Origin of the sequence: Qipengyuania algicola (assembly GCF_042492175.1) — a bacterium.
GTDB lineage: Bacteria > Pseudomonadota > Alphaproteobacteria > Sphingomonadales > Sphingomonadaceae > CAJXSN01.
Genome location: NZ_CP170453.1, coordinates 1,993,002 through 2,018,442 on the forward strand (window position 1 = coordinate 1,993,002; position 25,441 = coordinate 2,018,442).

Here is a 25,441-nt window from a genome sequence, read left to right on the forward strand (position 1 = left end):
CTCTATTGGTGGCAGGTGTGCGATAAACGCCCATGGCTTGCCAAGGAAATACGAATGCGGCCAGCAGGAACCCAAGTTGCCGGTAGATTTAGATCTTGGGGAAGTTTTGGGCGCAGGCCTGCAGCATGACCTGTGTGGCACTGCGGTCGGCGATACGGACCGTGTCCGGAACAGGCTGCATTTTCTCTGCTGGGGGAAAGGTACCGTAGCCTGCGAACAGGCAGTGCCAGCTAGCATTGGCGTAATAATTGCGCCCGCCATAGGCGCGCTCGTTCGCCTCGCGCATATCGCCGTGGCGGAACCACGCGGTCATCATGGCTTTCAGACCGTCCGACAATTGATCGTTGGCGCCGTTCTCGCGCCAATATTGGGTGTCGGTGCGTTGGTTGAGCCGGTAATGCCCGACGATATAGTCGCGGATGCCGTCATAGCGCGCGGCGATCGAGGCGTTGAAAGCATCGCGGTTCTGCGCGCTGAAGCCGCCTTGCTCGTAGGCGCTGGCGAATTCGAGCGCGGTGACGATCACGATGTGAAGTGCCGTCGCTTCGAGCGGTTCAAGGAAGCCCTGCGCGAGGCCCGCGGCGAGGCAATTTCCGGTCCAGCTGGTCTCGACCCGGCCGACTTTCATCTTGAGGAAGCGGGCCTCCACGCCGTCTGCGGCGGTGCCCAGGCTCGCGCGCAATTCGGCTTCGGCTTCATCGTCGCCCAGATAGCGGGAGCTGTAGACGTATCCGTTGCCCACGCGGCTGGTCAGCGGGATCGACCAGCGCCAACCGGCCTTCATGGCGATGGCCTCGGTTTGCGGTTTGAACGCGCCGGAATGCGCGGTGGGCATGACCACCGCGCTGTCGTTGAACAGGTTCTCCCCGAAAGAGCGGAACGGCACGCCCATTTTCGCCTGCGCGATCATCCCGCGAAAACCGGAGCAATCAACAAACAGGTCGCCCTCGATCCGCTCGCCATCCTCGCACAGCAGAGCCGCGACATCGCCGCTTTCAGACATTTCGATTTCGGAGACCGTCAGCGGACGATGCTCGATGCCGTGCGCCGTCCCCCATTCGCGTAAGAATTCGCCCAAGCGGTGCGAATTGAAATGGTAGCCATAGCTAGGCCCGAACGGGAAGGTGTCCGCTGGCAAGGGAGATCGTCCAGCCTCGGCCAGTTCGCTCGCCAGAAACCAGTCATCAGGATGGGCAGGCGCGTCGAAGCCCCGCCGCGCCGCTGCACAATTGGCGATGAAGCCCGGCTCGCTGTGCAAATCGATCGGGCCGGGGAAGGGGTGGAAATAGCTCTCGTAACCCGCGCGCTCGCCCCAGCCGGCAAAGCGGATGCCCAGCTTGTAGGTCGCCTCGCAAAGGCCCATCCATTTGTCTTCGGCAATGCCGAGGTGATCGAAGAATGCTTTAAGTTGCGGGGTCGATCCTTCACCGACCCCGATGATGCCGATCTGCGGGCTTTCGACGACCGTCACGCGCCCACCGCTTTCGCCCCATTCTTGATGCAGCAGGCAGGCAGTAATCCATCCGGCGCTGCCTCCGCCCAGAACGACAACATGGGGAGGGGCGGGTGCGCTCATTCGCCCGACAATAGCCAGCCCAGCACCTCGGGCAAGCGTTCCGCCCACGCGTTTTCCTCGTGTTCGGCGCCTTCATATATTTCGGTACGGAAGTCCGTTCCTTCTGCCCAGCCAGCCTCGCTGAAGCTGTCATCGACCGCGCGCTGGTAGGGCGCATAGAACCGGTCGAGCGTAGCCGTGCCGTGGTCCATCCAGATGCGGCGACCGTTTGGTTCACCGAGATTGGCGTCGAAATAGTCGGTCCAGATTGCGGCGACCTGTGGCTGGATCGCCGCTGCGGCATCGCCATCGGCGATCGGCCAGTGCGAGCTGATGCAGGCTGCCCGGCCATAGATGTCGGGCCGCTCGGCAATCGCCCAGCAGCTCATGATCCCGCCCATGCTCGATCCGGCAATCGCCGTGTGCTCTGGGTCGGTGAGCGTGCGATATTCGGCATCGATACGCGGCTTCAGCTCGTCCGCCAGCCAACCGAGATAGCGGCGCGACATGTAAGGCCCATCGCCGGCCCATTGGTCCATCGCCTGCGTCAGCGCGGGCGGCGCGGCATCCGGAACGAGGGCGGGGAGATATTGGCGATATCGCGCGGCTCCCGGTGCCCATATCCCGACAATGATGTGCGGCTCCACCTGGCCTTGATCGATTAGGCTGAGCATGGCCTTGTCTGCCGCCCAGACCTTGTCGAAATTGGACTTCGCCGGATCGAACAGATTGTGCCCGTCATGCATATAGAGGACCGGGTATCGCCGGTCACTCGCATCATAGCCCGGCGGTAGCCAGATGGTGATTTGCTGGTCCGGGAGCCACGAAACGGCGAATGGCCCCTCCTCGACGAACCGGCCCTGTTCCTGCACCATTTGCACTTCCGGAATATCACGTTCCGCCGGAGCGCAGGCCGACAGCATCACAGCCAGCAGGAGCGCGAGCGCTCTCACTCTTGCGGCACCAGCCGCATGGCGAAGCCGCCGCCCGGAGCCAGCCTGACGGTGTAGCTATCCTCTGCCGTCAGCGTGAGCGTTTCGTAGGCAATCTCGTGACGTTTGTCGGTCAGATAGGTCGCGTCCGGTCCGTCTTTCCAGACCTTGGCGGTGTAGGTTACGCCCGGCTCCAGAGTATCGAGCGGGAGCTCCAGCGTGCGTTCGGTCGCATCGTTGACGCCGCCGAGATACCAGTCCTCGCTGTTGCGGTCTTTGCGGGCGAAAATGGCGTAATCGCCCACTTCGCCAGCAATCAGCTTGCTTTCGGCCCAGTCGGCCGGGACAGCCTTGATGAATTCCAGTTCTTTCGGGTGCGCGGCGAGGCTCTCGATGAAGTCCGCAGCCATCTGGATCGGCGAATAGATGGCCAGATACAGCCCCAGCTGCTTGGCCAGCGTCGAGGCGATGGGAACATCGTTCTCGCCCTTCAGATCCAGCACGCCCGGCGTGTAGTCCATGGGGCCGGACAGCATGCGGGTATAGACCAGCGTCGGGTCATGCTCCGGCCCGTTATTGAACGGCCCCCACGCATTGTATTCCTGCCCGCGCGCGCCTTCGCGGGCGACCCAGTTGGGATAGGTGCGGCGCAGGCCGGTGTCCTTGACCGGCTCGTGCGGATTGATCGCGATTTTGCGCTTGGCTGCTTCCTCGATCACCAGCTGGTGGTGCTGGACCTGCCGCTGGCCGTCATGCCATTCGAACAGTTCTGTGTCCTCTTCGCAAGGCTCTGAAATATCGGCATTGCAGGTCACGATGCCGCCCGCATCCGCGACATATCCGGTTTTGATCCAGTCGATCCCCAGGCTTTCATACAGGTCCAGCCCGTCGCCCAGTTGTTTCTCGTAATTGGCGATATTGCCGCTGGTTTCGTGGTGGCCGACGATCCGGACGCCCTTCGATTTGGCGTAGGTGGCGACTTCTTCCAGATCGAAATCGGGATAGTCCTGAGTGAAGCTGAATTCGCGGCCATTGTCGAACCAATTGCCATCCCAGCCGATGTTCCAGCCTTCGATCAGCACACCGCGAAAGCCGTGTTCGGCTGCGAAATCGATATACTTTTTGGCGCGTTCCGTGGTGGCGCCGTGGCGCTCACTGGTGCCCCACGTCCAGCGGTTGGAGATCATTCCCCACCAAATGCCGATGTATTTCGCGGGCTCGACCCAGCTCACATCGCCCAGCTTGTTCGGCTCGTTGAGATTGAGTTCGATATCGCTTTCAACCAGATCGGACGCCGCATCGCCGATGCGGATCGTGCGCCACGGTGTGTTGAAAGCACCTTTGCGCACGACCTTGGCCCCGCGGCTGCTGGGTGCCAGCATCGCGCGGAAGCGCTGGCCCTCCATGCGGCGGAGCCACATGCCGGAATAGTCGACCAGCGCAGCCTCGTGAAACGACAGATGCGTGCCGTCTTCCAGCCGCATGGTCATCGGCGTATGCGCCACCGACACCGCGTCGACCGGCGTCTCCTGATAGACCATTTCATAACGGTTCCAGTCGCCGCTGGGGATCCACCAAGCGGTGCCGGTCTTTGCGATATGAAACTCGGTCAGTTCCTCGGCGATGTTGTAGACCGGCTGGGCGGGGTTCTCCGGCAATTCATAGCGAAAGCCGATACCGTCATCGAATACCCGCATCCGCACGGTCAGCGAACGGTCGGAATTGTCGCGCGATTCGCGGAACGTCACGGAAAGTTCGTTATGATTGTCGCGCACAAAGCGGCGCTCGCCCCATGGCTGCTCCCATGTGCCATCATGACTGGCGCGGGCCTCGCTCTCGACCACGAAATTGCGGCGCATTGTTTGGGCGTCGCTGAAGGTGAAACCCAGATCGCTCTCGGCAATCACTTCCTCGCCATCGCGCAGCACCCGGTAAAACGGCACGCCCCCACCATCGACATCCATTTCAACCACCAGACGGCCATCGGGAGAGGACACTTCGGCGGCGGCCAGCGGGGTGGCCAGAGCAGTCAGCGCGATGGAGGCGAGAAGGTTTTTCATGTGTCCGTTTCCAATAGAAGAGCGGCATAGCCGGGAAGGGCATCGGGGGTGGCTCCGTTGACCGCCAGCAGGACCTTTCCGCTGGCCGAAATCGTCAGCGGTTCGGGCGAGAGATTGAACAGGCAGCGGATTTGCGTGCCATCGGCCTCGCGCGTCATGTCGAGCAGCGCGCCGTCGGCCGTGCAATCCGCCACTGATCCGTGGTGCAGCGCGGGCGTGCGATTGCGGAGCGCAAGAATATCCCGCGTGAATGCCAGCAGCGAGGCGTCGTCTTCATCCTGAAGGTCGACGGCCCTGGCGATATTCTCTTCCCCGTGTGGCAGCCACGGTTCACGCGATCCGAAACCGGCGGAGGGGCAGTCGGCCTGCCACGGCATCGGGGTGCGGGCTCCGTCGCGCGACAGGGTCAGCGGCCAGTTGGCGATCGCTTCGGGATCATGCAGCTGGTCGAAGGGAATATCGACTTGGGTTAGCCCCAGTTCCTCGCCTTGCCACAGGATGATGTTGCCGCGCAGCGAGGCGAGCAGGGCGATCTTCATTCGGGCAAAGGCTTCGCGATGTTCGGGCGCACACCAGCGCGAGAGAGCGCGCGGGGCATCATGGTTCTCGAACGCCCAGCTTGGCCAGCCAATGCCGTCCTCATCTGGCCACTGCGCCAGCGCACCGCAAACCAGCCCGGGTGTCAGCTTGTCGGCATAAAGAAAATTGAACCCGTAAGCCGAATTGAGATGGTCCGCGCCGGCGGTAAACGCTTTCATTTCGGCTTCGGCCTCGTCGCCGCCCACTTCGGCCACGGTGAACACCGCGTCATATCGGTCGGTCAGGGCGCGGATGCGGGCCACGAAATCGGGAATATCCGGATGCGATTGATTATGGACCCGGAGCTGGAAGTCGAATGGCCGTGTGCGCGGCTTGTCGCTAGCCGGGGCAGGCGGATTGTCGCGCAATTCTGGGTCGTGCATCAGGAAATTGAGCGCATCGATCCGGAAACCGTCGACCCCGCGATCAAGCCAGAACTGCATCGCCGAGAGCAGCGCCTCCTGCACAGCCACGTTGTGCCCGTTCACCTGCGGCTGGCTGCTGAGAAAATTGTGCAGGTAATATTGCTGGCGCCGCGCATCCCAGGTCCAGGCTGGACCACCAAACACAGACTGCCAGTTGCTCGGCGGCGAACCATCGGGCTTCGGATCGGCCCAGACATACCAGTCAGACTTGGGATTGTCCCGGCTGGCCCGGCTTTCCTCGAACCACTCATGCTCGTCCGAAGTGTGCGAATAGACCTGATCGATCAGGACCTTCAGGCCCAGTTCGTGTGCGCGGGCGACCATCGCATCGAAATCTTCAATCGTGCCGAACAGCGGATCGACATCGCAATAATCGGACACGTCATATCCGAAATCGTTCATCGGCGAGGTGAAGAAGGGCGAGACCCAGATGGCATCCACACCCAGCGAGGCGACGTGGTCCAGACGGCTGGTGATGCCGGGCAAATCGCCCACACCATCGCCATTGGAGTCCATGAAACTGCGCGGGTAGATCTGATAGATCGCCGCCCCGCGCCACCATGGCAGGTCTGGCTGCGCATCGGTTCGCGCCTGCGCGTTCTCGCCGGGGAGGTGAGCGGTCGCCATCGCTTAGTCGGCCTCGTCCAGCAAAGTGCAGGCCGCATAGCCGAGCGCGGGCAAGTCAATCCGGACGCTTCCCCTCGCGGCGAGCGAGACCGGACACTGGCCCATCAGCGCGGCTACGCCGGTCGCTCCGTAATCGACTTCGACAAGGCGGCTGATCGACTGGTTCGAGGTGTTGAAGGCGGTGAGCACGCGCTCGCCGCTTTCGGGGTCGTGTCGTTCTACCGCGAGCAACCCCGGCCCCTCGTGATCAAATGCCCGCACGATGCTGTGGCCGCGCATCAGGGCGGGGCTGGACAGCCGCACTTCGGACAGCGCCGCGATCAACTGGTACAAGGGATGCGCGGTATCGAAATTGGCCTCCGCCGTGGTGGCGTCTGTACCAAGCAGATCGTTATCATTGTATTGGGGTGTCCGGCTCGGGAACATATTCTCGCGCGCCAGCTGGTCGTTGCCATCGGAGATAAAGCCCTGCTCGTCCCCGTAATAGACCGTCGGCACGCCGCGGAGGGTGAACATCATGGCATGGCCCAGCATGGTGCGCGCCAGCAATTCATCGGCATCTGCTCCCTGGGCATGCTCGCGCACGAACATGGAGAAGCGCCCCATATCGTGGTTGCCGAGGAAGGTCGGCAGGCCCACGGCCGTTTCCTGTCCGCCGGGATAGACCGCGTCCTGCTCCAGCAGATTGGCCATCAGTGAAGGCGCGCTTTCACCGCCGACAACACGCTGTGCAGCGCTCGCGAAGCCGAAATCGAGTGTGTAGGGCAGGCTGCTCTTGGCCATGATCTCCGCGCCGAGCGGCTGGACCGGATCGCTCCAGTACACTTCGCCAAAGATATGGAAGTTCTGGATGCCCGCCGCCTTTGCTCGCGCCTCGATAGCGGGCACGAAGGCCTGCCAGAATTCCGGATTCACATGCTTGGCAGTGTCGATCCGGAAACCGTCAATGCCAAACTCGTCGATCCATCCGCCGAAGATGTCGATCATGCCTTCGATCACTCTCGGATGCTCGGTGAACAGGTCATCCAGCCCGGCGAAGTCGCCATATATGCTGCTTTCGCCAACCCACGCGCTGTCACCGCGATTGTGATAGTAAATCGGATCGTTCAGCCACGCCGGGACCTTGAAGTTTTTCTCGGCCTCGGCGATCTTCGGGGTGTAGGCGTAGTCGGAACTGGTCAGCCTGGCCCAGTTGTCCGCGCTCCCATCGCTTCCTCCGCGAAATCCGGGATTGATGGGTTCGCCATCGACACCGCCGCGCGTGGAGTAGGGATATTCGCCCTTGCTGCGATAGGTGTATTCGCCCTCGGCATAGTGGATCACATCCGCCGTGTGATTGGTGATGATGTCCATGTAGACCTTCATCCCGCGCGCATGGGCCGCATCGACGAAGGCCTTGAACTCGGCATTGGTGCCGAAATGCGGATCAACCTGCGTGAAGTCGGTCACCCAGTATCCGTGATAGCCGGCGCTCAGCGTCTCGGGCTTCGACGCATCGCCCTGAACCGGCTTGTTCTTGAAGATCGGGGCGAACCAGATCGCGGTGACGCCCATGCCCTGAATGTAATCCAGTTTCTCGGTCAGGCCCTTCAGGTCGCCGCCGTGATACCAGCCTTTTCCAGCCGGATCATACCCGCTGGCCATCTTGTCCGGGCCATAGCCGCCATCGTCATTGCCCGGATCGCCATTGGCAAAGCGGTCGGGCAAGACGAAATAGATCACCTCGTCGGTCACCGGGCGTGCGCGGAAAGATTGCTGCGCCTCGGTTATCGGTGCCGCTGCAGCAGAGGGTACAGGCGCGGGCGCTGGCGCGGTCGCGCAAGCGGGCAGGGCAAGGCCGGCGGTGGCGGTGAGCAGAAGGGCGGCGTGGCGGATCATGCGGTTTTCCTCTGCGAGTGATCGATCAGCGCGCGCAGGAAGTCTGCATGCTCTGCCATCGAAGCGGCGGTCTGTTTGTTGCGGGTAACGATCCGTGCAAGCATGGCCGACAGCTCGGCAGCCGGCATTTGATCGGCGATGGGGTTGTAGGCTTCCGGTACGATGCCTTGGCCGACCATCACCTGCAGCCAGCCCTGATCGGTGAACAATTCCTCGTGCTCGCGGTGGATATTGCCACTGGCGCGGAAGGTCTCGATTTTGGCCGTCAGCGTATCGGGCACATCGATTGCGCGGCAACGGTCCCAGAAGGGCTCGCCCTCTCGGCCATTGGCGGCATAGTGCAAAATCAGAAAGTCCCTGATCCGCTCCCATTCGAAGCGCGCCTGACGATTGAATTCCTCGCGCACAGCTGGTGCCACCTCCGCGCCCGGCAGCATCTGCAGCAGGCGCGCGATGGAGGACTGGATCAGATGGATCGAGGTCGATTCCAGCGGCTCCATGAACCCGCCCGCCAGACCGAGTGCGAGGCAATTGCGTTCCCATTGCCGCTCCCGCATTCCGGTGGTGAATTGCAGGACGCGCGGGTCGGCTTGCGGACTGCCATCGAGATTGCCGAGCAGGATGTCGGTGGCCTCGTCCGCGCTCATGAATTCGCTGCAGAAGACGTGGCCATTGCCGATCCGGTGTTGCAACGGAATGCGCCATTGCCAACCGGCCTTGCGCGCGATGGAGCGGGTATAGGGTGCGAAATCGCCGCCCGGAGCACAAGGCACGGCAACTGCCGTGTCGCAGGGCAGCCAATGCGACCAGTCCTCGAAGCCCACCCCCAGCACCTCACCCAGCAACAGCGAGCGGAAGCCGGTGCAATCGAGGAACAATCCGCCTTCGATCTGCGATCCGTCTTCGAGGACCAGAGCAGCAATATCGCCGCTTTCGGTATCGCGTTTCACCGAGGCTATGGCCCCTTCGATACGCTCGACGCCGCGTTCTTCCGCGTAGGAGCGCAATAGGGCCGCGTAGAGGCCCGCGTCGAAGTGATAGGCCCACGGCACATCGGGCGCGGGCTGGCCGGGTTGCGCCTGGAAAAACTGCATTTTGCCAGCGCGCGCGGCGACATCGTTCAGGCAATAGGCGGAAAGCGGCTCAGCCTCTCCCGTCGCATGGGCGCGCAGCCAGTAATGCTGGAAAGGCAATACGCCGGACGGATGCCCGACAGAGCCGAAAGCGTGGAGATAACTTTCCCCTTCGCCCGACCATCCGTCGAACTCGATGGCGAGCTTGAACGTGCCTTTGGTCTCGCGAAGGAACGTTCCCTCGTTGATGCCCAGCGCCGCGTTGAACAGGCGGATTTGCGGGATGGTTGCCTCGCCGACACCCACCGTTCCGATGGCTTCGCTTTCCACCAGAATGATCTTCCGGCCGGAGAAACGCGCCAGCGTCGCAGCCGCCATCCACCCCGCGCTGCCGCCACCGGCAATCACGATTGGAGGCAAGGAAGAAACGTCTGGCGCGGAAATTGTCACGTCTCCTTTATCACCCCTCTTTCATCCGGGGGGCAACCGTCTGGTGACGAAATAGGCAGGCGGGGAAGCGGTGCGACCCGAAAACTCCCCCGCCCGGCAGGCTTCAGAACCTGAAGGTGAAGCCTGCGAGGAAACGGCGTCCAAAGGACTGGTAATCGACCACTTGCAGCGGGTTGCCGTTGCCGTCGATGGCGACGAACGGTTCGTTGGTGAGGTTCTGGCCCTGCAGATAGACCGACAGGCCATCGAGCGCGCCACCTTCGAAATCATAGCCGATCTGTGCATCGACGATGGTCTCGCTCAGCGCATTCTTGCGGTTGAGAGCGCCGCCAAAGCCGGTGAAATCGCCCAGGAAGCCCGAACGGTGACGGACGCTGGCGCGTGCATTGAAGCCGTAACGCTCATAGTACGCCGTGCCGTTCGCCACCCACTTCGAATAGCCCGGGATTTCATCGACATTGCCGAATGCGTCCTCGACCTTGGTCTCCGTGTAGCCGACGCCGCCGGTGAAACCGAAGCCTTCGAGCGCTTCGCTGAACATGCCGAACGGAATGGTGGCACCCAGTTCCGCACCGTAGAAGTCGCCGCCGCCGGTGTTGTTCGGCGCATCGAGCAGGCCGATGCGGCTGGGCGGCACCGGTCCGGCGGGAAGCGGGAAGCCGGTGTAGTCAAACGTGAAGACGCTCTTGTCGATGTAGCTCTTGATATCCTTGTAGTAGAGCTGAGCTGCAATCACCCCGCCACGTCCAAAATACTTCTCGAACGTCATGTCGAAGGCGTTGGCGCGGTAAGGGCGCAGGAACGGGTTACCGCCACCGCCGCTGATGAACGGGCTGGAGCCGTCCGGACCGGGGCCCGTGAAGTTGAGCCCGTAGCCGATCGCGGAGCGCAGGTCGTCAAGCCGCGGACGCTGGATCTGGCGGCTTGCCGCGACGCGGATCACGAAGTCGCTATCGAAGCGCAGCGAGAGGTTGGCGCTGGGCAGAATGTCCCAGTAGCTGTCGCCCGCCGAAATCGGCGTCTGGACGCCGCCGGGGAAACCGATACCGCTGGAGCGCTGATCGGTATTGATCGCCTGAACGCCGATATTGCCGGTCAGGTCCGCATTGCCGAGACGCTGGAAGATGTCTGCCTGGCCATAGAAGGTGAGCAGTTCTTCCTGGATGTTGAACGCCTTGGCCGGGATGTCGTTCGACAGGTTCGGTTCGAGGACGTAAATCCCGCTCTCGATGAGCTCGCGCGCGTCATAGCTGACGATCGGGCCGAGACCGAGATAGCTCAGGTCGGTTGGATCGAGCAGCAGCTCGGACGGAATGGCTCGTTCCAGCGCGCCACCGGCGAGGCGGATGAAGGATTCATCCGGTGTCAGCGTTTTTTCGCGGTTGGTGAAGTTGGCGCCCAGCTTCAGTGCGCTGATGAAGCCATCCAGCTCTTTCTCGATGCCGACACGGAACTGCCACAGCTCGTCATCGATGATGCGGTCATTGAAGTAGCCGGCCTGCGTGCCGCCGCCCCAGCCGAGCGGGTCGGTCAGGACAATCAGGTTCGGGTCGGAATAGTTCAGCGACGGATTGAAGAAAGCGCCGCTCTCATCCTGGGTGAAGGTGATCTGGTCGACGGCGCCGTTGCCGGCACCCACGCCCGTGCCAGAATAGCTTTCGAAGCTCAGCTCGCGGCGATCCGTGCGCGAATAGCCGAAGTCGATGAATGCGTTCCAGCCGTCATCGCCTTCGTAATCAAGGTTGATGCCGCCAGAGACCAGATCGGCCTGCTTGTTGAAGATGTCGTTGCGAACCACGCCTTCGACAGACGGGAACGTGCCGCCCACGACCGTTTCGTTCTCGACGACTGCGGTCGAAGGATCGAACGCGGCGCTGAAGCAGAAGGCCGATGCGCCATTGGTCGGGTCGGCCGGGTTTACACAGAAGCCGAGCGGAAGCTCGATGCCTCGCTTGATCTGGTCATCTTCAAAATCCGAATAGAACCCGTCAACGGTCAGGGTCAGCTGCGGCGTGAATTCGACCTGCACGGTTCCGGAAAGGCCGAGGCGCTCAAGGTCCGTCGAGGTGACGAAGCTTTTCGAGCCGCCGATCAGGCGATTGCCCGGCGTTGCCTGATCCGTGTAGCCCCAGGCATTGAATTCCTCGATGTGGTAGGGCTCGTCGACATAGGATGCCGACAGCGAGATACCGACCGTGCCGTCAGCAAACGTGTCGGCGAAGGTCGCATTAACGCGGTAGCCGAGCTCGCTCGAGCCGGAATTGAGTGCGCCGGTGTCGGGATAGGACAAGCGCGCGCCGACGGCCAGAATGCGCTCGTCGAGATCGAGCGGACGCAGCGTGCGGATATCGATCGTTCCGACGAGGCCCTGGCCGACCAGCTCGGCCGACGGCGTCTTGTAGACGACGACCTGCTGGACGAGTTCGGCCGGATACTGGTCGAATTCCACCGCACGGGCATCGCCGAGCGACGTCTGCTCGCGGCCATTCAGCAGGGTTTGCGAAAAGTCCTGGCCGAAGCCGCGGATCGAGATGGAGTTGGCGCGGCCGCCGAGACGCTGCGCGGTCAGACCGGGCAGGCGGGCAATGGCTTCACCGATCGAGTTGTCGGGCAGCTTGCCGATATCTTCCGCTGTGACCGATTCGAGGATCAGGTCCGTGTTGCGCTTTTCCGAGACGGCGCTTTCCAGCGCTGCCTGAAAACCGCGTACGATGATGACACCGTCCTCATCAACGGCTTCTTCGGCTTCGTCCGCATCCTGCGCCATTGCCATTTGCGGTGTCGCTGCGATTGCCAGCGAAAGGGCCATGGCCGATCCGCTGATTCCGGTCGTAAAAATGCTGCGCTTCTTCACGTGATTCTCTCCCCTGAACGCCTGTTTCCGGCGCTTTGCCATTCAATGCGAATGAAAGTGACGCCGGTTTCTCAGCGCCAATTCTGACCCTGTGATGGAACGGGTCGGGACGCAGGGGAATACGGTATACGTATGTTTGTGCGGTGCAGCATTTTCGGATGTCGCCAAACTGCAACAGGTCGCGGGCTGACTTTGGCGCGCTTGCCGCCGCGCGGATAAAGCGCAATAGTATCGGGCAAGGGAGCATAGGGATGGGGCGCCGCAAATCAGGCCGACCGACGAGCATCGACATCGCCTATAGAGCGGGCGTTTCGCAGCCTACCGTTAGCCGTGCCCTGCGCGGAGACACCTCCGTCAGCGCCGCCACGCGGGAGCGGATCGAGAGCATTGCGCGCGAGCTGAACTATGCAGTCGATCGCAACGCATCGTCACTCAGAACCCAGCGTTCGGACACGATTGCGTTGCTGATTTTCGAAGATCCCACGCCTGATGACAGCATGATCAATCCGTTCTTCGTCGCGATGCTGGGTTCGATTACCCGGGCCTGTGCGCGGCAGGGGCTGGACCTGCTTGTCTCGTTCCAGCGGATGGAGGACGACTGGCACCAGCGCTATCATGACAGCCACCGGGCCGATGGGCTGATCCTGCTCGGCTATGGCGATTATCAGCAATATGAAGAGCGGCTGGAGCAGCTGAAAGAGCAGGGCACATCCTATGCGCGGTGGGGCTCGGTCAGCAGCGATGCCGGGGGCAGCACGATTGGCTCCGACAACTTTGGTGCCGGGCGACTGGCGGGCGAACATTTGCTGGAACGCGGCCGCCGCAAGGTCGCCTTTCTCGGCCGGGTCGACGACAATGCGCCCGAATTTGCCCAGCGCTATCGCGGGATGATTGCTGCGCTTGAGGAGGCAGGCATCCCGCCGGACCACGCGCTCCAATCCGACGCGATCACAACCGAGAAGGCGGGGCGCGCGGCGGTGAGCGCCCTGATTGCGGAGGGCAAGCCGTTCGACGCGGTTTTCGCGGCCAGCGATCTGATTGCCATCGGCGCGATGCAGGTGCTGGCGGAAAACGGATATTCGGTGCCGGATGATGTGGCGGTGATCGGCTTCGACAATATCGCGGCCGCCAGCCTGACCACCCCGCCACTCACCACGATCATGCAGGACGTGCAGGGCGCGGGTCAGCGCCTCGTAGACATGCTGCTGGCGCAGATCGAGGGCGGGGAGCGGCCCGATCCCAGGCTGGAGACGCGGCTGATTGTGCGAGGCAGCACCGGCGGCTAGCCGGTCTGGCAAAACAGGAGCGGCATTTGTCCCGATCCCATTCGCCAATCACATTCGTATGTATCTTGTCGCCTAATGCCAATCGTGCAAGCCAGCACGCGCGGGGCACATAAAACACAATGGCTCCCGCATCGGGAGAGATGGCTTGGCCACACAGAAACCAACCCTTGGTGCCGGGGCGCTGTTCAATATCAGCTTCGGCTTTTTCGGCATTCAAATCGGCTTTGCGTTGCAGAATGCCAATATGTCGCGCCTCTTCCAGACGCTGGGCGCGAGTATGGACGACTTGCCTGCGCTGTGGGTCGCCGCCCCGCTGACCGGCCTGATCGTCCAGCCGATTATCGGCTATCTGTCGGACAACACCTGGAACCGCTTCGGCCGTCGGCGGCCCTATTTTATGACAGGCGCCATCCTTGCCGCTCTGGCGCTGTTCGTCATGCCGCTGAGCCCGACATTCGGCGCGCCCCTGCTGTTTGCAGCGGCGATGTTGTGGGTGCTCGATGCCTCGCTCAATATCTCGATGGAGCCGTTCCGCGCTTTTGTCGGCGACATGCTGAGAACAGACCAGCACAGCGCCGGATACGCCGTGCAGACGGCCTTTATCGGCGCGGGCGCAGTGGTCGGATCGATCTTCCCCGCCTTTCTGGAATGGATCGGCGTTGCCAATGTTGCGCCCGCAGGCGAGCTTCCCGACACGGTCAGGTGGAGCTTCTGGTTCGGCGCGGCCGCGCTGCTGTTTGCCGTTTCATGGACGGTGCTGACCGTGCGCGAATACAGCCCCGAACAGATGGCCGGTTTCGATGGCGAGGCACCGGCAGACGCGAAACAGCCAATTCGTCTTCTGGCGGAGAAGAGCTTTGCTAGCTCCGGTTTCTGGATTGTCTTGGGCCTCGGCGTCATTGCTGGCGTCTCGGCCCTTTCGCTTGAGAAGGAGATGTTCCTGCTGGGCGGTCTTCTGATTGCCTATGGCTTGCTGAGCATGATCGCGATCATCATGGCGCGGCAGGGCCGGGAGGCCAATATCCTGTCGAGTATCATCGGCGATTTCGCAGGCATGCCCGCAGTCATGAAGCGGCTGGCGCTGGTCCAGTTCTTCAGCTGGTCGGCATTGTTCATCATGTGGATCAACACCACGCCGGTGGTGACGCAATATGTCTATGGCAGCACCGACCCGACCAGCACCGCCTATAATGCCGGGGCGAACTGGGTGAATGTCCTGTTCACGGTTTACAACGGTGTGGCCGCCATCGCGGCGCTGGCTCTGTTGCCATTCCTCAGCCGCACGATCGGCCAAGTCTGGACCCATTCGCTTTGCCTAACCTTGGGTGCGGCCGGTTTCCTGATGTTCTTTGTCGTCCGTGATGCGCAGGCGCTGCTGCTGGCCGAAATCGGCATCGGGGTTGCGTGGGCAAGTATCCTCGCCATGCCCTACGCCATCCTCGCCTCGAACCTGCCGCAGGCGAAGCTCGGCATCTATATGGGGCTGTTCAATGTGTTCATCGTGGTGCCGCAATTGCTGGTCGCCACAGTGATGGGAACGGCGATGAACCTGTTTTTCCCGGGTGAGCCGATCTGGACGATGCTGTTTGCCGCCGCATGCTGGCTTATTGCCGCAGTGGCCATGGTCCGGGTTAAATCCGCGCTGTAAGGCAAAAGGCCTGATTTGTTTTCCCCGAAGTAATTTCGTCTCTTGCTTCATATCGCGGGCGGGTGCATCGTTGCGTCCAGGCCTTGGGAGGGGTTTTACGGAAACGGCTTGGTTGCGCCTATGCGCAACGTGTCCCCGTCCCTTGGGTAACCCGGTGATGGAGAGCACAAATCATGCGTAAGACCTATCTCGAAACAGCAGCGCGCGGGGCGCTCGCAAGCGCCATTCTGCTCAGTGCGGCTCCCGCTTTCGCGCAAGACGCGGATGGGGCCGATTCGGATGACGACAATACGATCGTGGTGACCGGCTCGCTGATCCGCGGCACGCCCGAAGATGCGGCTCTGCCGGTTGACGTATTCACCGCAGACGATCTGGCCAAGCAGGGTGTCGACAGTCCGCTAGAGTTTATCAAGGAACTGCCTTCGGTCGGTGCTGTGCTGGGCGATACCAACCAGTTCTCCACTGCAGCACAGGGTTTTCAGGGCGTAGGCTCGATCAACCTGCGCGGCCTTGGCCCGCAGCGCACGCTGGTGCTGATGAACGGCAAGCGCGCGATCCAGACGCCGGGGTCCGGTTTTGTCGATACCCAGCTCATTCCCCTGTTCGCGCTGGAGCGGGTCGAAATACTGAAAGATGGTGCCGGCACGACCTACGGGTCCGACGCCATTGGCGGGGTCGCCAACTTCATCACCCGCGACACCTTCACCGGGTTTGAGGTGCAGGGGGACTATGCCTTCATCAATGGCTCAGACGACAATTACTCGTTGAGCGGTCTGGCAGGGTTCGAGTTCGGCGATGCCAATTTCGTGATCGGCGCCGGATGGCAGCATCGTTCGGAACTGGGCACGCCGCAGCGCGATTACACCCAGACCGACTATACGGTGAACCCGTCGGCCTATTCGGCTTTGTCGACGCCGGGCCTGTTTGCAGTGAGCTATTTCGACACCGGGACGGGGGCGGTCGATACGCAGGTCCGCCCCGACCGGGGTTGTAATGATCTGGGCGGTTTTCAGGACGGCGCGCTTTGCCGGTTCACCTTCATCCCGTTCGACAACATTGTCGAGGATGAGGACCGCTATCAGGTGTTCGCCAGCGCGACAGTCGACCTGTCGGACACGGTCCGATTCAAGGCCGATGCGCTGTGGGCACGGACCGATCTGGAATCGATCAATTACTCGCCGGCATTCCCGCCCACTCAGGGCCCGCGCGGCTCGGGCTTCCTGAGCGCGTTCACCACATCGCCCAGCAACCCGGGCCTGACGGCGTTTCTCGCGCAGCAGGGCCTTCCCGCAAGCACGCCGACCAATCCGATTGTCGCGGTGACCAATGTCCTGTTCCGGCCCTTCGGCTATCTGGGCAATCCTCTGGATGAGGAACGCGGCGCAGGGTCCGGCCTTGCCAAAAACGATGCGTACCGCGTGAGTGGCGGGTTCGATATCGATCTCAGCGACACACTTACTTTGGATATCGACGGAACGTTCTGGCAATCGGAACGGCAGGCATTCGCGCCCGGTATTCTCGGCAGCCGTCTGCAGGCTGCCCTCAACGGGCTGGGCGGCGCGAATTGCCGCGGCACCACGCCGGGCACAAACGGGTGCGAATATTTCAACCCCTTCGTCAATGCAGGGCCGGGCAATCCGACTCTGGGCCTGACCAACAATCTCTACGTGCCGGGGGCGGAAAACAGCCCTGAGCTCATTCGTTGGTTACAGGTGCCGAACGGTACGGACGAACGCGAATCGCAGTTCGTTTTCGACATGGTTCTCTCCGGTGAAACCGGTCTGGAACTTGCCGGCGGCCCCGTGGCATTCGCTGTCGGTGGCCAATACCGCGACACCAGCTTCTCCAGCCGCCCGCTGAACGATGAGTCCAATCTCGATGTGAACCCGTGTTTCATTGAGGGAGATCGCAGCTGTGTCGGGACCACGACCGAAGGGGTCGGCTCGTTCATCTTCCTCGGCGGATCGCGTCCGGTCAATCTGAGCCAGAGCGTCTATGCCTTCTTTGGTGAGGTTCGCTTGCCGATCCTCGACACGCTGGAGGTGCAGGGCGCAATCCGGTACGAAGACTACGGTGGCACTGTGGGCTCGACGGTCAATCCGAAGGGTTCGTTCCGGTTCGAGGCCTCCGACTGGCTGACCCTGCGCGGTTCGGTCGGTACGACGTTCCGTGGTCCGATTGCTTCGCAGGTAGCGCCGATTTCGGTGACGGCGCTGGAAGGCTTCACGGCGGCAGGCGGTAACTTCAAATCGCTCGATATTTTCGGTAACCCCAACGATCTGGGGCCGGAAACTGCCTTCACCTACAATATCGGGGCGATCCTGAATGTGCCCGTCGGTGCGGGCGGCATGACCTTCAGCGTCGATTACTGGTCGATCGATTTGCAAGACCGGATCACCACGACGCCGGGCAATGCCATCGCCAGTCTGGTGGGCAATGGACAGACAACCGGCACCGATCCGGTGAACTGCAGCAGCCCGGTCGCCAATCTGATCACCTTCAGCAACAACCAGTGTATTCAGGGCACGACCACCGGTATCGATATCAGCCGCGTGCGCACGGACTGGGTGAACGGGCCCGATGTGAAAATCGCTGGCCTCGATTTTGCCTTCAATCTCGACATGCCGGTAACGGATAGTGTGGACCTGAACCTCGGTGCCAATGCTGTGTGGAATCTCGACTACAGCTTCGATGATTTCGAGGTTCAAGGCGTTCTTGTAGCCCCCGCCTATGATGCGATTGGCTTCGGCAATTACTTCCGCGATCCGAACACCATTCCTGAATGGCGGGCCAACGCCTTCGTCAACGTGGCGTTCCAGCCGGTAAACCTTCGCTACACGGTCACCTATATCGATGGCGTGACGGACGACCGCTGTGTGAACCGCGACCCTTGCTTCCAGACCTCAGCGGGCCCGACCGATTACGGGGTCGTGAGCGGCTCCTACACCCAGCACGATATCGCGCTGACGGTTGATCTGGAGTTTGCAGGGTTCGAAGCGCAATTGCGCGGAGCGATCGAGAACTTCACCAACACCGCACCGGCAGAGGCGCAGCTTCCGCTCGGCTTCAACCCGTTCATCGGCAGCGCCATCGGACGCAATTATCGTCTGGGCCTGCGGACGCGGTTCTAAGGTCGGGGTATCGACCGGCGGGCCGGAGTGAGACTCCGGCTCGCCAAGTCGTTTCGTCCGGCGGCGGTGCGGCGAGCTCAGCTGATATTCCGTGATTGAGGCGACGCGGGCTAGCTGTCCGACGTCAGGTCGCGGACATTGGCAATAAGCTCCGGCTCCAGCATATCCCCGTGCAACACCGAGACATCGCCCGTGGTCTCAAGCACCACGGCGCGGACTTTGCCCATCTCCAGAACATTGGATTCGCGCAGCTTCGCCATCAGGTCCGATTGCGCGACCCGCTCTTCCTTCAGTGCCTGCTCGCAGAACTCGCCATCCTTCATCAGCAGTACCGCGTCGTTCTGGATCGCCTGCTCGAAACTGTCCGACCGCTTGCGCAAGCGAGCGAGGGCCCATTGGGCGGAGAACAGGCCGGTCATTGCGACCATCGGCTGCGCAAAGCCCGCCCAGTCAGTTGCCTGCGCGGCCCCCGCCAGCAGCGAGCCGCTGGCCACGGTCATGACGAAATCGAAATTGGTCATTTTGGAGAATGACCGCAGGCCCACCATCCGGACCAGAAATACAACGTAGGCCAAGCCGATGCCCGACAGCAGGATGCCGCGCAGGACGATATCGGGCCATGTGGCCTCGACGAACATCAGGCCGCGACGACTTCCTGCCGGATGGCGCCGAAGATCGAGTGACCCCCTTCGTCTTCCATCCAGATTTTGACAATGTCGCCCGGTGCCATGAAGCGGGTTTTCGCCTCGCCACTGGCAATCGTCTCGATCATGCGGATTTCGGCGATACAGCTGTAACCCAGCCCGCCTTCGCTGACCGGCTTGCCGGGTCCGCCATCGGCGCCCTTGTTGCTGATTGTGCCCGATCCGATGATTGCGCCTGCCCCCAGATTGCGGGTCTTCGCCGCATGGGCGACGAGGTCGGCGAGGGTGAAGGTTGCATCCTCGCCCACTTGCGCACGGCCAAAGGGCTCGCCGTTGTAATTCACCATCAGGGGAAGGTGGACCACCGTATCCTTCCACGCGTCACCCAGTTCGTCCGGCGTGACGCAAACGGGGCTGAAAGCGGTGGAGGGCTTGGACTGGAAGAAGCCGAAGCCTTTGGCGAGCTCACCCGGGATCAGGCCGCGCAGGGAGACATCGTTTACCAGCATCACCAGCTTGATGTGGTCTGCGGCATCGGCGGCGCTGGTGCCCATCGGCACATCGTCGACGATTACGGCGACCTCGCCTTCCATGTCGCAGCCCCATTTCACATCGCCCAGCGGGATGTCGGCGCGCGGAGGCAGAAAATCGTCGCTGCCGCCCTGATACATCAGCGGGTCATGGTAAAAGCTGTCGGGCACTTCCGCACCGCGCGCTTTGCGGACCAGCTCGACATGGTTGATATAGGCGCTGCCATCGGCCCATTGATAGGCGCGCGGCAGGGGCGAATGCGCTTCCCGTTCGTGGAACCGCTCGCATGGCACGGCCTGGTGCTCCACGTCGCGGTAGAGCGCCTCCAGCTTAGGCGCGCACTCGGTCCAATTGTCGAGCGCGGCCTGCAAAGTCGGCGCGATGTTGTCTGCCGCGCAGTAACGGGTGATGTCCTTGGACACGACCACCAGTTTGCCGTCGCGGGTTCCGTCGTTGAGCGTTGCGAGTTTCATGGCAGTTCAGTCCTTGGCTGCATCAGGGTTGTCGGGCTGCGCATCCGGGTGGGCGCGCTGGAAAGGGGGCAGGGCGAGGCAGGCGGCCTCGATCCGCGACATATGCGGTTTGTCCTTAAAGTCGAATTCGAAGCGCTGCGCATTATAGACTTGCGGCATCAGGACGACTTCGAAAAAGCCCGGAGCATCGAACAGAAAATCTCCGGTTTTTAGCTGCGCCAGCCGCTGTTCCAGCGGGTCAAGCGTGCGGGCGAGCCAGTGGCGATACCACACGCCGACCTGCTCCTGCGACTGGCCGTATTCTTCCTTCAGATATTTCAGCACCGGCAGATTGAGCGGGGCGTGCAATTCGGTGGCGATGGCATAGGCCAGTTCGCGCGCGAGATAGCGCTGCTCAGGATCGGCTGGGAGTAACGGGCTGTCTGGATAGGCTTCGTCCAGCCACTCGATAATGGCCATGGATTGCGCGCGGTCCTGCCCGCCCGCTTCCAGCATCGGCACGCTGCCAAAGGGATTGCGGCTGGTAAAGGCTGCGTCCTTCTGCTCCGATTTGAGCAGATTGACCGGCAGATTCTCATAGGCCAGCCCTTTCAGTTCCAGCGCGCAGCGCAGGCGATAGCTGGTCGAGCTTCGGTAATAGCCATAGAGTTTCATGCGCGCGGCCTCCGCTTGCTAGACGCTTCCTGCGCGCGCCTGTTCCGGTGCAGGGTCAGAACGCCGCCAGCCCCGTGATTGCCCGCCCGAGGATCAACGCATGCACATCGTGCGTGCCCTCATAGGTGTTCACCGTTTCCAGGTTCACCATGTGGCGGATGACCTGATATTCCTCGGAAATACCGTTGCCGCCATGCATATCGCGGGCCTTGCGGGCCACATCGAGTGCCTTGCCGACATTGTTGCGTTTCACGATCGAGATCATCTCCGGCGCGAAGCTTCCCTCATCCATCAGGCGGCCGACACGCAAGCTGGCCTGCAGGCCCATGCTGATATCGGTCAGCATATCCGACAGCTTGAGTTGATAGAGCTGCTTGGAGGCAAGCGGCACGCCGAATTGCTGGCGGTCTAGCCCGTATTGCCGTGCGGCGTGGAAGCAGAATTCGGCCGCGCCCATTGCGCCCCAGCTGATGCCGTAGCGGGCGCGGTTGAGGCAGCCGAACGGTCCCTTCAGACCCTGCACCTCGGGCAGCAAAGCATCGGCGGGCAGCTTCACCTCGTCCATGACGATCATGCCGGTGGTGCTGGCGCGCAGGGAAAGCTTGCCCTCGATTTTCGGCGCGGAGAGCCCCTCCATGCCTTTTTCGAGGATGAAGCCGCGAATGCCATCGCCATGCGCCTCGCTCTTCGCCCAGACGACGAAAACATCGGCGAAGGGCGAGTTGGAAATCCATGTCTTCGCGCCGGAGATCACATAGCCGTCGCCGTCTTTCTTGGCGTAGGTCCGCATCCCGCCGGGGTCGGAGCCTGCATCGGGTTCGGTCAGGCCGAAGCAGCCGATCAATTCGCCACTGGCGAGGCCGGGCAGATATTTGCGGCGCTGTTCTTCCGACCCGAAGGCGTGGATCGGAAACATCACCAGGCTGGACTGGACGCTGGCCATGGAGCGGTAGCCGCTATCGACCCGCTCGATCTCGCGCGCGATCAGGCCATAGGCAACATAGCTCGCGCCCGCGCCCCCATATTCTTCCGGGATAGTAGCCCCCAGCAGGCCAGCCTGCCCGAACATCGGAAACAATTCGGGCGCGACGGTTTCGTTGCGATAGGCCTCTGTCACCAGTGGCTGCAGATTGTCCTGCGCGAAGCCGTGCGCGGCATCGCGGATCATCCGCTCTTCTTCGGTCAATTGCTCTTCGAGCCGGAAGGGATCATCCCATGTGAAGGGAACGATGCCGGTATGTGCGCCTGCCATTGTATCTCCTAGCGTAGGCCGAATGCTTTGCCGCCTGCGCCCGATAACCGCAAGGCCAGTCATTGGTTCAGGGGAGGGTGCAGACCGGCTATAGCCGCCCGAATTGCGCCTCGTATCCGGCGCTGTCGCCTGCCGCGAGGAAGCGGGCCTGCGTCATCCAGTCATCGCGGCGGATACGGCCCTCGAACCGGCCCAGCTGCGCGTCGATCCGGTCAATCTCTGCATCGTCCCACGCGGCGATCTGGACGAAGCTGGTGACACCCAATTGCCCCAGCAGCGCCGCCAGTTTCGGGCCTACGCCCTTGATCCGCGTCAGGTCATCGCCATCAGCCGTGTCGGGGCTGTCCAGCGTCGCCTCGGGCACATGCGCCGCCGTAGTGGCGGCAATGCCGGCGCCTCCCACAGCGCCCGGCACGGCAACCGGATCAGGATGGCTTGTAACCGGCGGCGCGTCGATGAGCGCCTGATTACGCTGTGCTGGCGCGTCGGCATCGGGCGAGCTCGGGTCGCGCTTGATCGTCGTCTTGCGGTTGGCGCGGTAAATCAGCCACGCGACCAACAGGCCGACCAGCAGCGCCGCCAGCAGGATGGGCCAGTTCGCTTCCACCAATTGCATCATGTCGTCGATCTCTCGTCAGGTTCGGTGTTTTCGGCCGGGTCCTGGTCGGCCGCATCTTCGGGTTTCCGCCGGAATTCGCCGCTCCACAGGCCCCATCCGATGAGCAGGCCGACAGCATAGGCGGCAAGGGACAGGGCGATGACTTCTAACCAGATAGGCATGGCTAGCGCGGTCCCGGTGTGTCGACGGGTGTGGGCACCAGCGGCACCTTCGCGATGACGGAAAATTCGATGCGGCGATTGGCCGGGTCTGCCGGATCAAGACCCTCCACCGGCGCGCTGGAACCGACACCGCGTGCGCGAAGTCCATCGCGCGGAATGCCGCGAGCAATCAATTCCTGACGCACTCTGGAAGCGCGGTCGCGGGAGAGGGCCAGATTGGCCTCTGCATCGCCGGAGCTATCGGTATGCCCGATGATCGCGATGATGGCGCCAAGGCATGGGCGAAGGGCCGCAGCGACTTCGCCGAGCAATTCATCATTGCCGGTCGTCAGGTCAGCGCTCGATTCTTCAAATCGGATGGTGCGCGCGCCCAAAATTGCCGCCACATCATCCTGACAATGCATCGATGTCAGCGGCTGGTCGCTGCCATCGGCTAGCATCGATCCGTCCGACCAATTGATTCCGGCGACGCCGGGAATGCCCGCAACGGCAATTGCCAGCTCCGCGCGTGTGCCTTCATCCAGATCATCTGCGGCGGTGAGCAAGGCATGACGCGTTGGCCAGCCGTTGTCGCTGACGAAGCTGACCTGAGCCTCGCGGGCAGGCGATGCGGCGATTGCATCAGCAGCTTTCGCTGTCAGGTCCGCAGCCAGAACCGGCGCTGTGCGCGATCCCCATAGCAGGGCCATGACAGCGACAAGCACAGCACCGGTCAGCATGATCAAGGATGGACGCACGGACATTGCCGTGCCTCATACGGCGCGCAGGTTGGCTAGGGAAGGGGGCCAGAGAAAGAGTGTACGCGACTCAATCGCCGCCTGTGTTCCCCTCCCGCACGCTCAGCGCGCTGGCCAGCCCCGCCAGCTTGATGAATTCCTGCCGGTAGAAATTGCTCTGCGGCCCGGCCAGTTGCTCGATGGAGCGGTAGGAATAGCCGTCAAGCATCGGATCGCCGCGCATCTTCTGTCCGAATGCGCCCACGGCTGTGGCGAAGGCGAAATCGCCGGTCGGCATAGCGGTGGTGGACAATGCACTCGCGGGCAGAATTTCCTGGATCAGCGTCGAGGTATCGCCGTCAGGCTTCTTGTAGCGCAGCTTGACATAAGCTGCCTCTGTCGCGCGGTCGATGGCGGTCTGCGGAATGGGATCGTCATAGCGGCGGGTGGGGATCCAACCCTGTCCGCCCGCGGGCACCACTTCATACAGCGCAGTCACCTGATGGCCCGCGCCGATATCGCCTGCGTCCACTGCATCATTGTTGAAGTCTTCTTCGCGCAAGATGCGGTTTTCATAGCCGATCAGGCGGTACTGGCTGACAACGGCGGGGTTGAACTCGACCTGGATTTTCACGTCCTTGGCGATGGTGAAAATGGTTGCGCCCATCTCCTCGCCCAGCACCTTTTTGGCTTCCAGCGCGCTGTCGATATAGCTGTAATTGCCGTTTCCGTTATCGGCCACCTGCTCCATCATCGCGTCATTGATGTTGCCGCGCCCGAAGCCGAGAACAGAGAGCGTCGTGCCGCTCTCGCGTTTCTTCTCGATCATTTCGACCAGAGCATCGCGGCTGGAAACGCCGACATTGAAATCGCCGTCTGTCGCCAGGATCACGCGGTTGACGCCGCCCTCGATGCGGTTGGCCTCTGCGATACGGTAGGCAAGCTCTATGCCTGCTCCGCCTGCGGTGGAGCCGCCAGCGCGCAAATCGTCCATTGCGCTGCGGATGGCGACGGGATCATTGGTCGGCTCCAGCACCAGACCGGCCGCGCCCGCATAGACCACGATCGAAACCCGGTCCTGCTCCTGCAACTGGTTGGCCAGCTGGCGCATTGCGGTTTTCACCAGTGGCAGCTTGTCCGGGCTGCCCATGGAGCCGGAGACATCGAGCAGGAAGACCAGATTGGCCGGCGGGCGATCTTGCTTGGGCAGCTCGTATCCCGCCAGTCCGATGCGGACCAGACGGGTGCCCGCGTTCCACGGTGTGACGGCGGTATCCAGATTGACGCTGAAGGGCTGGTCCACGCGGTCCGGCGCGTCGTAATCGTAGCGGAAATAGTTGATGAACTCTTCGGTCCGCACTGCGGCCTTGGGCGGGGTCTGCCCGTCGCTCAGGAAGCGGCGCATATTGGCATAGCTGGCCGTGTCCACATCAACCGAGAAGGTGCTCACAGGCTCGCTGCGGGCGAGCTTCACGGAGGAGACTTCCTCTCCGTCATATTGCTCGCGGCCCGGATCGGTCGGCACGATCACAGGCGGCACGACGTAGCGGTAGGACGTCGCGTCCGCAGCTTGTGATTGCGCGGTGGGAGCGGGCGCAGATTCGGCCATTGCGCGCGAAGCGGTAACCATCACCGGGGAGGGAGAAGACATCGAGGGCGGAGGCGGTGGTGGCGGAGGCGGCGGGGGAGGCGGCGGTGCATAATTCCCGCCGGAGCGATCGCCCACCTTCGCGCCCGTAACCACGATGTTCTGGTCACTGCCGGTTTCCTGCGTTGTTGCACAGGCCGCCAGGGCACCTGCGAGAGCGGTGACGGAAACGATACGGACGGCCTTCATAGAGCATACTCCCCAGCAGCGGCGCGGTCTTGGCCGCGTCTCGATCCTGCAAAGAT

At 62.2% G+C, this 25,441-nt stretch carries 18 protein-coding genes; 3 read left to right on the top strand and 15 right to left on the bottom strand.

Annotated elements, in window-relative coordinates; genetic code table 11:
- Positions 1-88: 88 nt before the first annotated feature.
- The 7 genes from ACFCW2_RS09440 to ACFCW2_RS09470 all read right to left on the bottom strand — a co-directional run bounded on the left by ACFCW2_RS09440 (position 89) and on the right by ACFCW2_RS09470 (position 12,433).
- A complete protein-coding gene (locus ACFCW2_RS09440) occupies positions 89-1,576 on the bottom strand; it encodes a tryptophan halogenase family protein (protein ID WP_379545903.1) in 1,488 nt (495 codons plus the stop codon).
- Positions 1,573-2,508: an alpha/beta hydrolase gene (locus ACFCW2_RS09445; protein WP_379545904.1), complete on the bottom strand. Its 936-nt coding sequence runs from the start codon at positions 2,506-2,508 to the stop codon at positions 1,573-1,575. The genes ACFCW2_RS09440 and ACFCW2_RS09445 overlap by 4 nt, the downstream gene beginning before the upstream one ends.
- Positions 2,505-4,547 (bottom strand): glycoside hydrolase family 97 protein, encoded by a 2,043-nt coding sequence (locus ACFCW2_RS09450; RefSeq protein WP_379545906.1) that lies wholly within the window; start codon positions 4,545-4,547, stop codon positions 2,505-2,507. Before ACFCW2_RS09450 ends, ACFCW2_RS09445 begins: the two co-directional genes overlap by 4 nt.
- A complete protein-coding gene (locus ACFCW2_RS09455; protein ID WP_379545907.1) occupies positions 4,544-6,178 on the bottom strand; it encodes an alpha-amylase family glycosyl hydrolase in 1,635 nt (544 codons plus the stop codon). Before ACFCW2_RS09455 ends, ACFCW2_RS09450 begins: the two co-directional genes overlap by 4 nt.
- Before the next feature lie 3 nt (positions 6,179-6,181).
- Positions 6,182-8,056, bottom strand: coding sequence for an alpha-amylase family glycosyl hydrolase (locus ACFCW2_RS09460; RefSeq protein WP_379545909.1), 1,875 nt, complete (start codon positions 8,054-8,056; stop codon positions 6,182-6,184).
- A complete protein-coding gene (locus ACFCW2_RS09465; RefSeq protein ID WP_379548961.1) occupies positions 8,053-9,507 on the bottom strand; it encodes a tryptophan halogenase family protein in 1,455 nt (484 codons plus the stop codon). Before ACFCW2_RS09465 ends, ACFCW2_RS09460 begins: the two co-directional genes overlap by 4 nt.
- 175 nt (positions 9,508-9,682) lie before the next feature.
- The gene (locus ACFCW2_RS09470) at positions 9,683-12,433 is read right to left on the bottom strand and encodes a TonB-dependent receptor (protein WP_379545911.1); all 2,751 of its coding nucleotides are present in this window, start codon (positions 12,431-12,433) and stop codon (positions 9,683-9,685) included.
- 251 nt (positions 12,434-12,684) lie between these two features.
- On the opposite strand from ACFCW2_RS09470, the gene ACFCW2_RS09475 reads away from it, so the two are divergent.
- The 3 genes from ACFCW2_RS09475 to ACFCW2_RS09485 all read left to right on the top strand — a co-directional run bounded on the left by ACFCW2_RS09475 (position 12,685) and on the right by ACFCW2_RS09485 (position 18,498).
- On the top strand, positions 12,685-13,719 hold the full coding sequence (locus ACFCW2_RS09475) for a LacI family DNA-binding transcriptional regulator (protein WP_379545913.1): 1,035 nt from the start codon (positions 12,685-12,687) through the stop codon (positions 13,717-13,719).
- A 145-nt stretch (positions 13,720-13,864) separates the two neighbouring features.
- Positions 13,865-15,367 carry an MFS transporter gene (locus ACFCW2_RS09480; protein WP_379545914.1) on the top strand — a complete coding sequence of 501 codons (1,503 nt, stop codon included), beginning with the start codon at positions 13,865-13,867 and terminating at the stop codon, positions 15,365-15,367.
- A 173-nt stretch (positions 15,368-15,540) separates the two neighbouring features.
- Entirely contained in the window at positions 15,541-18,498 is a 2,958-nt protein-coding gene (locus tag ACFCW2_RS09485; protein ID WP_379545916.1) for a TonB-dependent receptor plug domain-containing protein, read from the top strand.
- A 110-nt stretch (positions 18,499-18,608) separates the two neighbouring features.
- On the opposite strand, the gene ACFCW2_RS09490 is transcribed toward ACFCW2_RS09485, so the two are convergent.
- The 8 genes from ACFCW2_RS09490 to ACFCW2_RS09525 form a co-directional block, all read right to left on the bottom strand.
- Positions 18,609-19,136: a DUF421 domain-containing protein gene (locus ACFCW2_RS09490; RefSeq protein WP_379545918.1), complete on the bottom strand. Its 528-nt coding sequence runs from the start codon at positions 19,134-19,136 to the stop codon at positions 18,609-18,611.
- Positions 19,136-20,146 (bottom strand): fumarylacetoacetate hydrolase family protein, encoded by a 1,011-nt coding sequence (locus ACFCW2_RS09495; RefSeq protein ID WP_379545920.1) that lies wholly within the window; start codon positions 20,144-20,146, stop codon positions 19,136-19,138. Before ACFCW2_RS09495 ends, ACFCW2_RS09490 begins: the two co-directional genes overlap by 1 nt.
- Before the next feature lie 6 nt (positions 20,147-20,152).
- Positions 20,153-20,800: a maleylacetoacetate isomerase gene (gene maiA / locus ACFCW2_RS09500; RefSeq protein WP_379545922.1), complete on the bottom strand. Its 648-nt coding sequence runs from the start codon at positions 20,798-20,800 to the stop codon at positions 20,153-20,155.
- A 55-nt stretch (positions 20,801-20,855) separates the two neighbouring features.
- The gene (locus tag ACFCW2_RS09505) at positions 20,856-22,052 is read right to left on the bottom strand and encodes an acyl-CoA dehydrogenase (protein WP_379545924.1); all 1,197 of its coding nucleotides are present in this window, start codon (positions 22,050-22,052) and stop codon (positions 20,856-20,858) included.
- An 88-nt stretch (positions 22,053-22,140) separates the two neighbouring features.
- On the bottom strand, positions 22,141-22,671 hold the full coding sequence (locus ACFCW2_RS09510) for a hypothetical protein (RefSeq protein ID WP_379545925.1): 531 nt from the start codon (positions 22,669-22,671) through the stop codon (positions 22,141-22,143).
- Positions 22,668-22,832: a hypothetical protein gene (locus ACFCW2_RS09515; protein ID WP_379545926.1), complete on the bottom strand. Its 165-nt coding sequence runs from the start codon at positions 22,830-22,832 to the stop codon at positions 22,668-22,670. Before ACFCW2_RS09515 ends, ACFCW2_RS09510 begins: the two co-directional genes overlap by 4 nt.
- Before the next feature lie 2 nt (positions 22,833-22,834).
- A complete protein-coding gene (locus ACFCW2_RS09520) occupies positions 22,835-23,575 on the bottom strand; it encodes an OmpA family protein (protein ID WP_379545928.1) in 741 nt (246 codons plus the stop codon).
- A gap of 64 nt (positions 23,576-23,639) precedes the next feature.
- The gene (locus ACFCW2_RS09525; RefSeq protein WP_379545930.1) at positions 23,640-25,385 is read right to left on the bottom strand and encodes a vWA domain-containing protein; all 1,746 of its coding nucleotides are present in this window, start codon (positions 25,383-25,385) and stop codon (positions 23,640-23,642) included.
- Between the last annotated feature and the right edge of the window lie 56 nt (positions 25,386-25,441).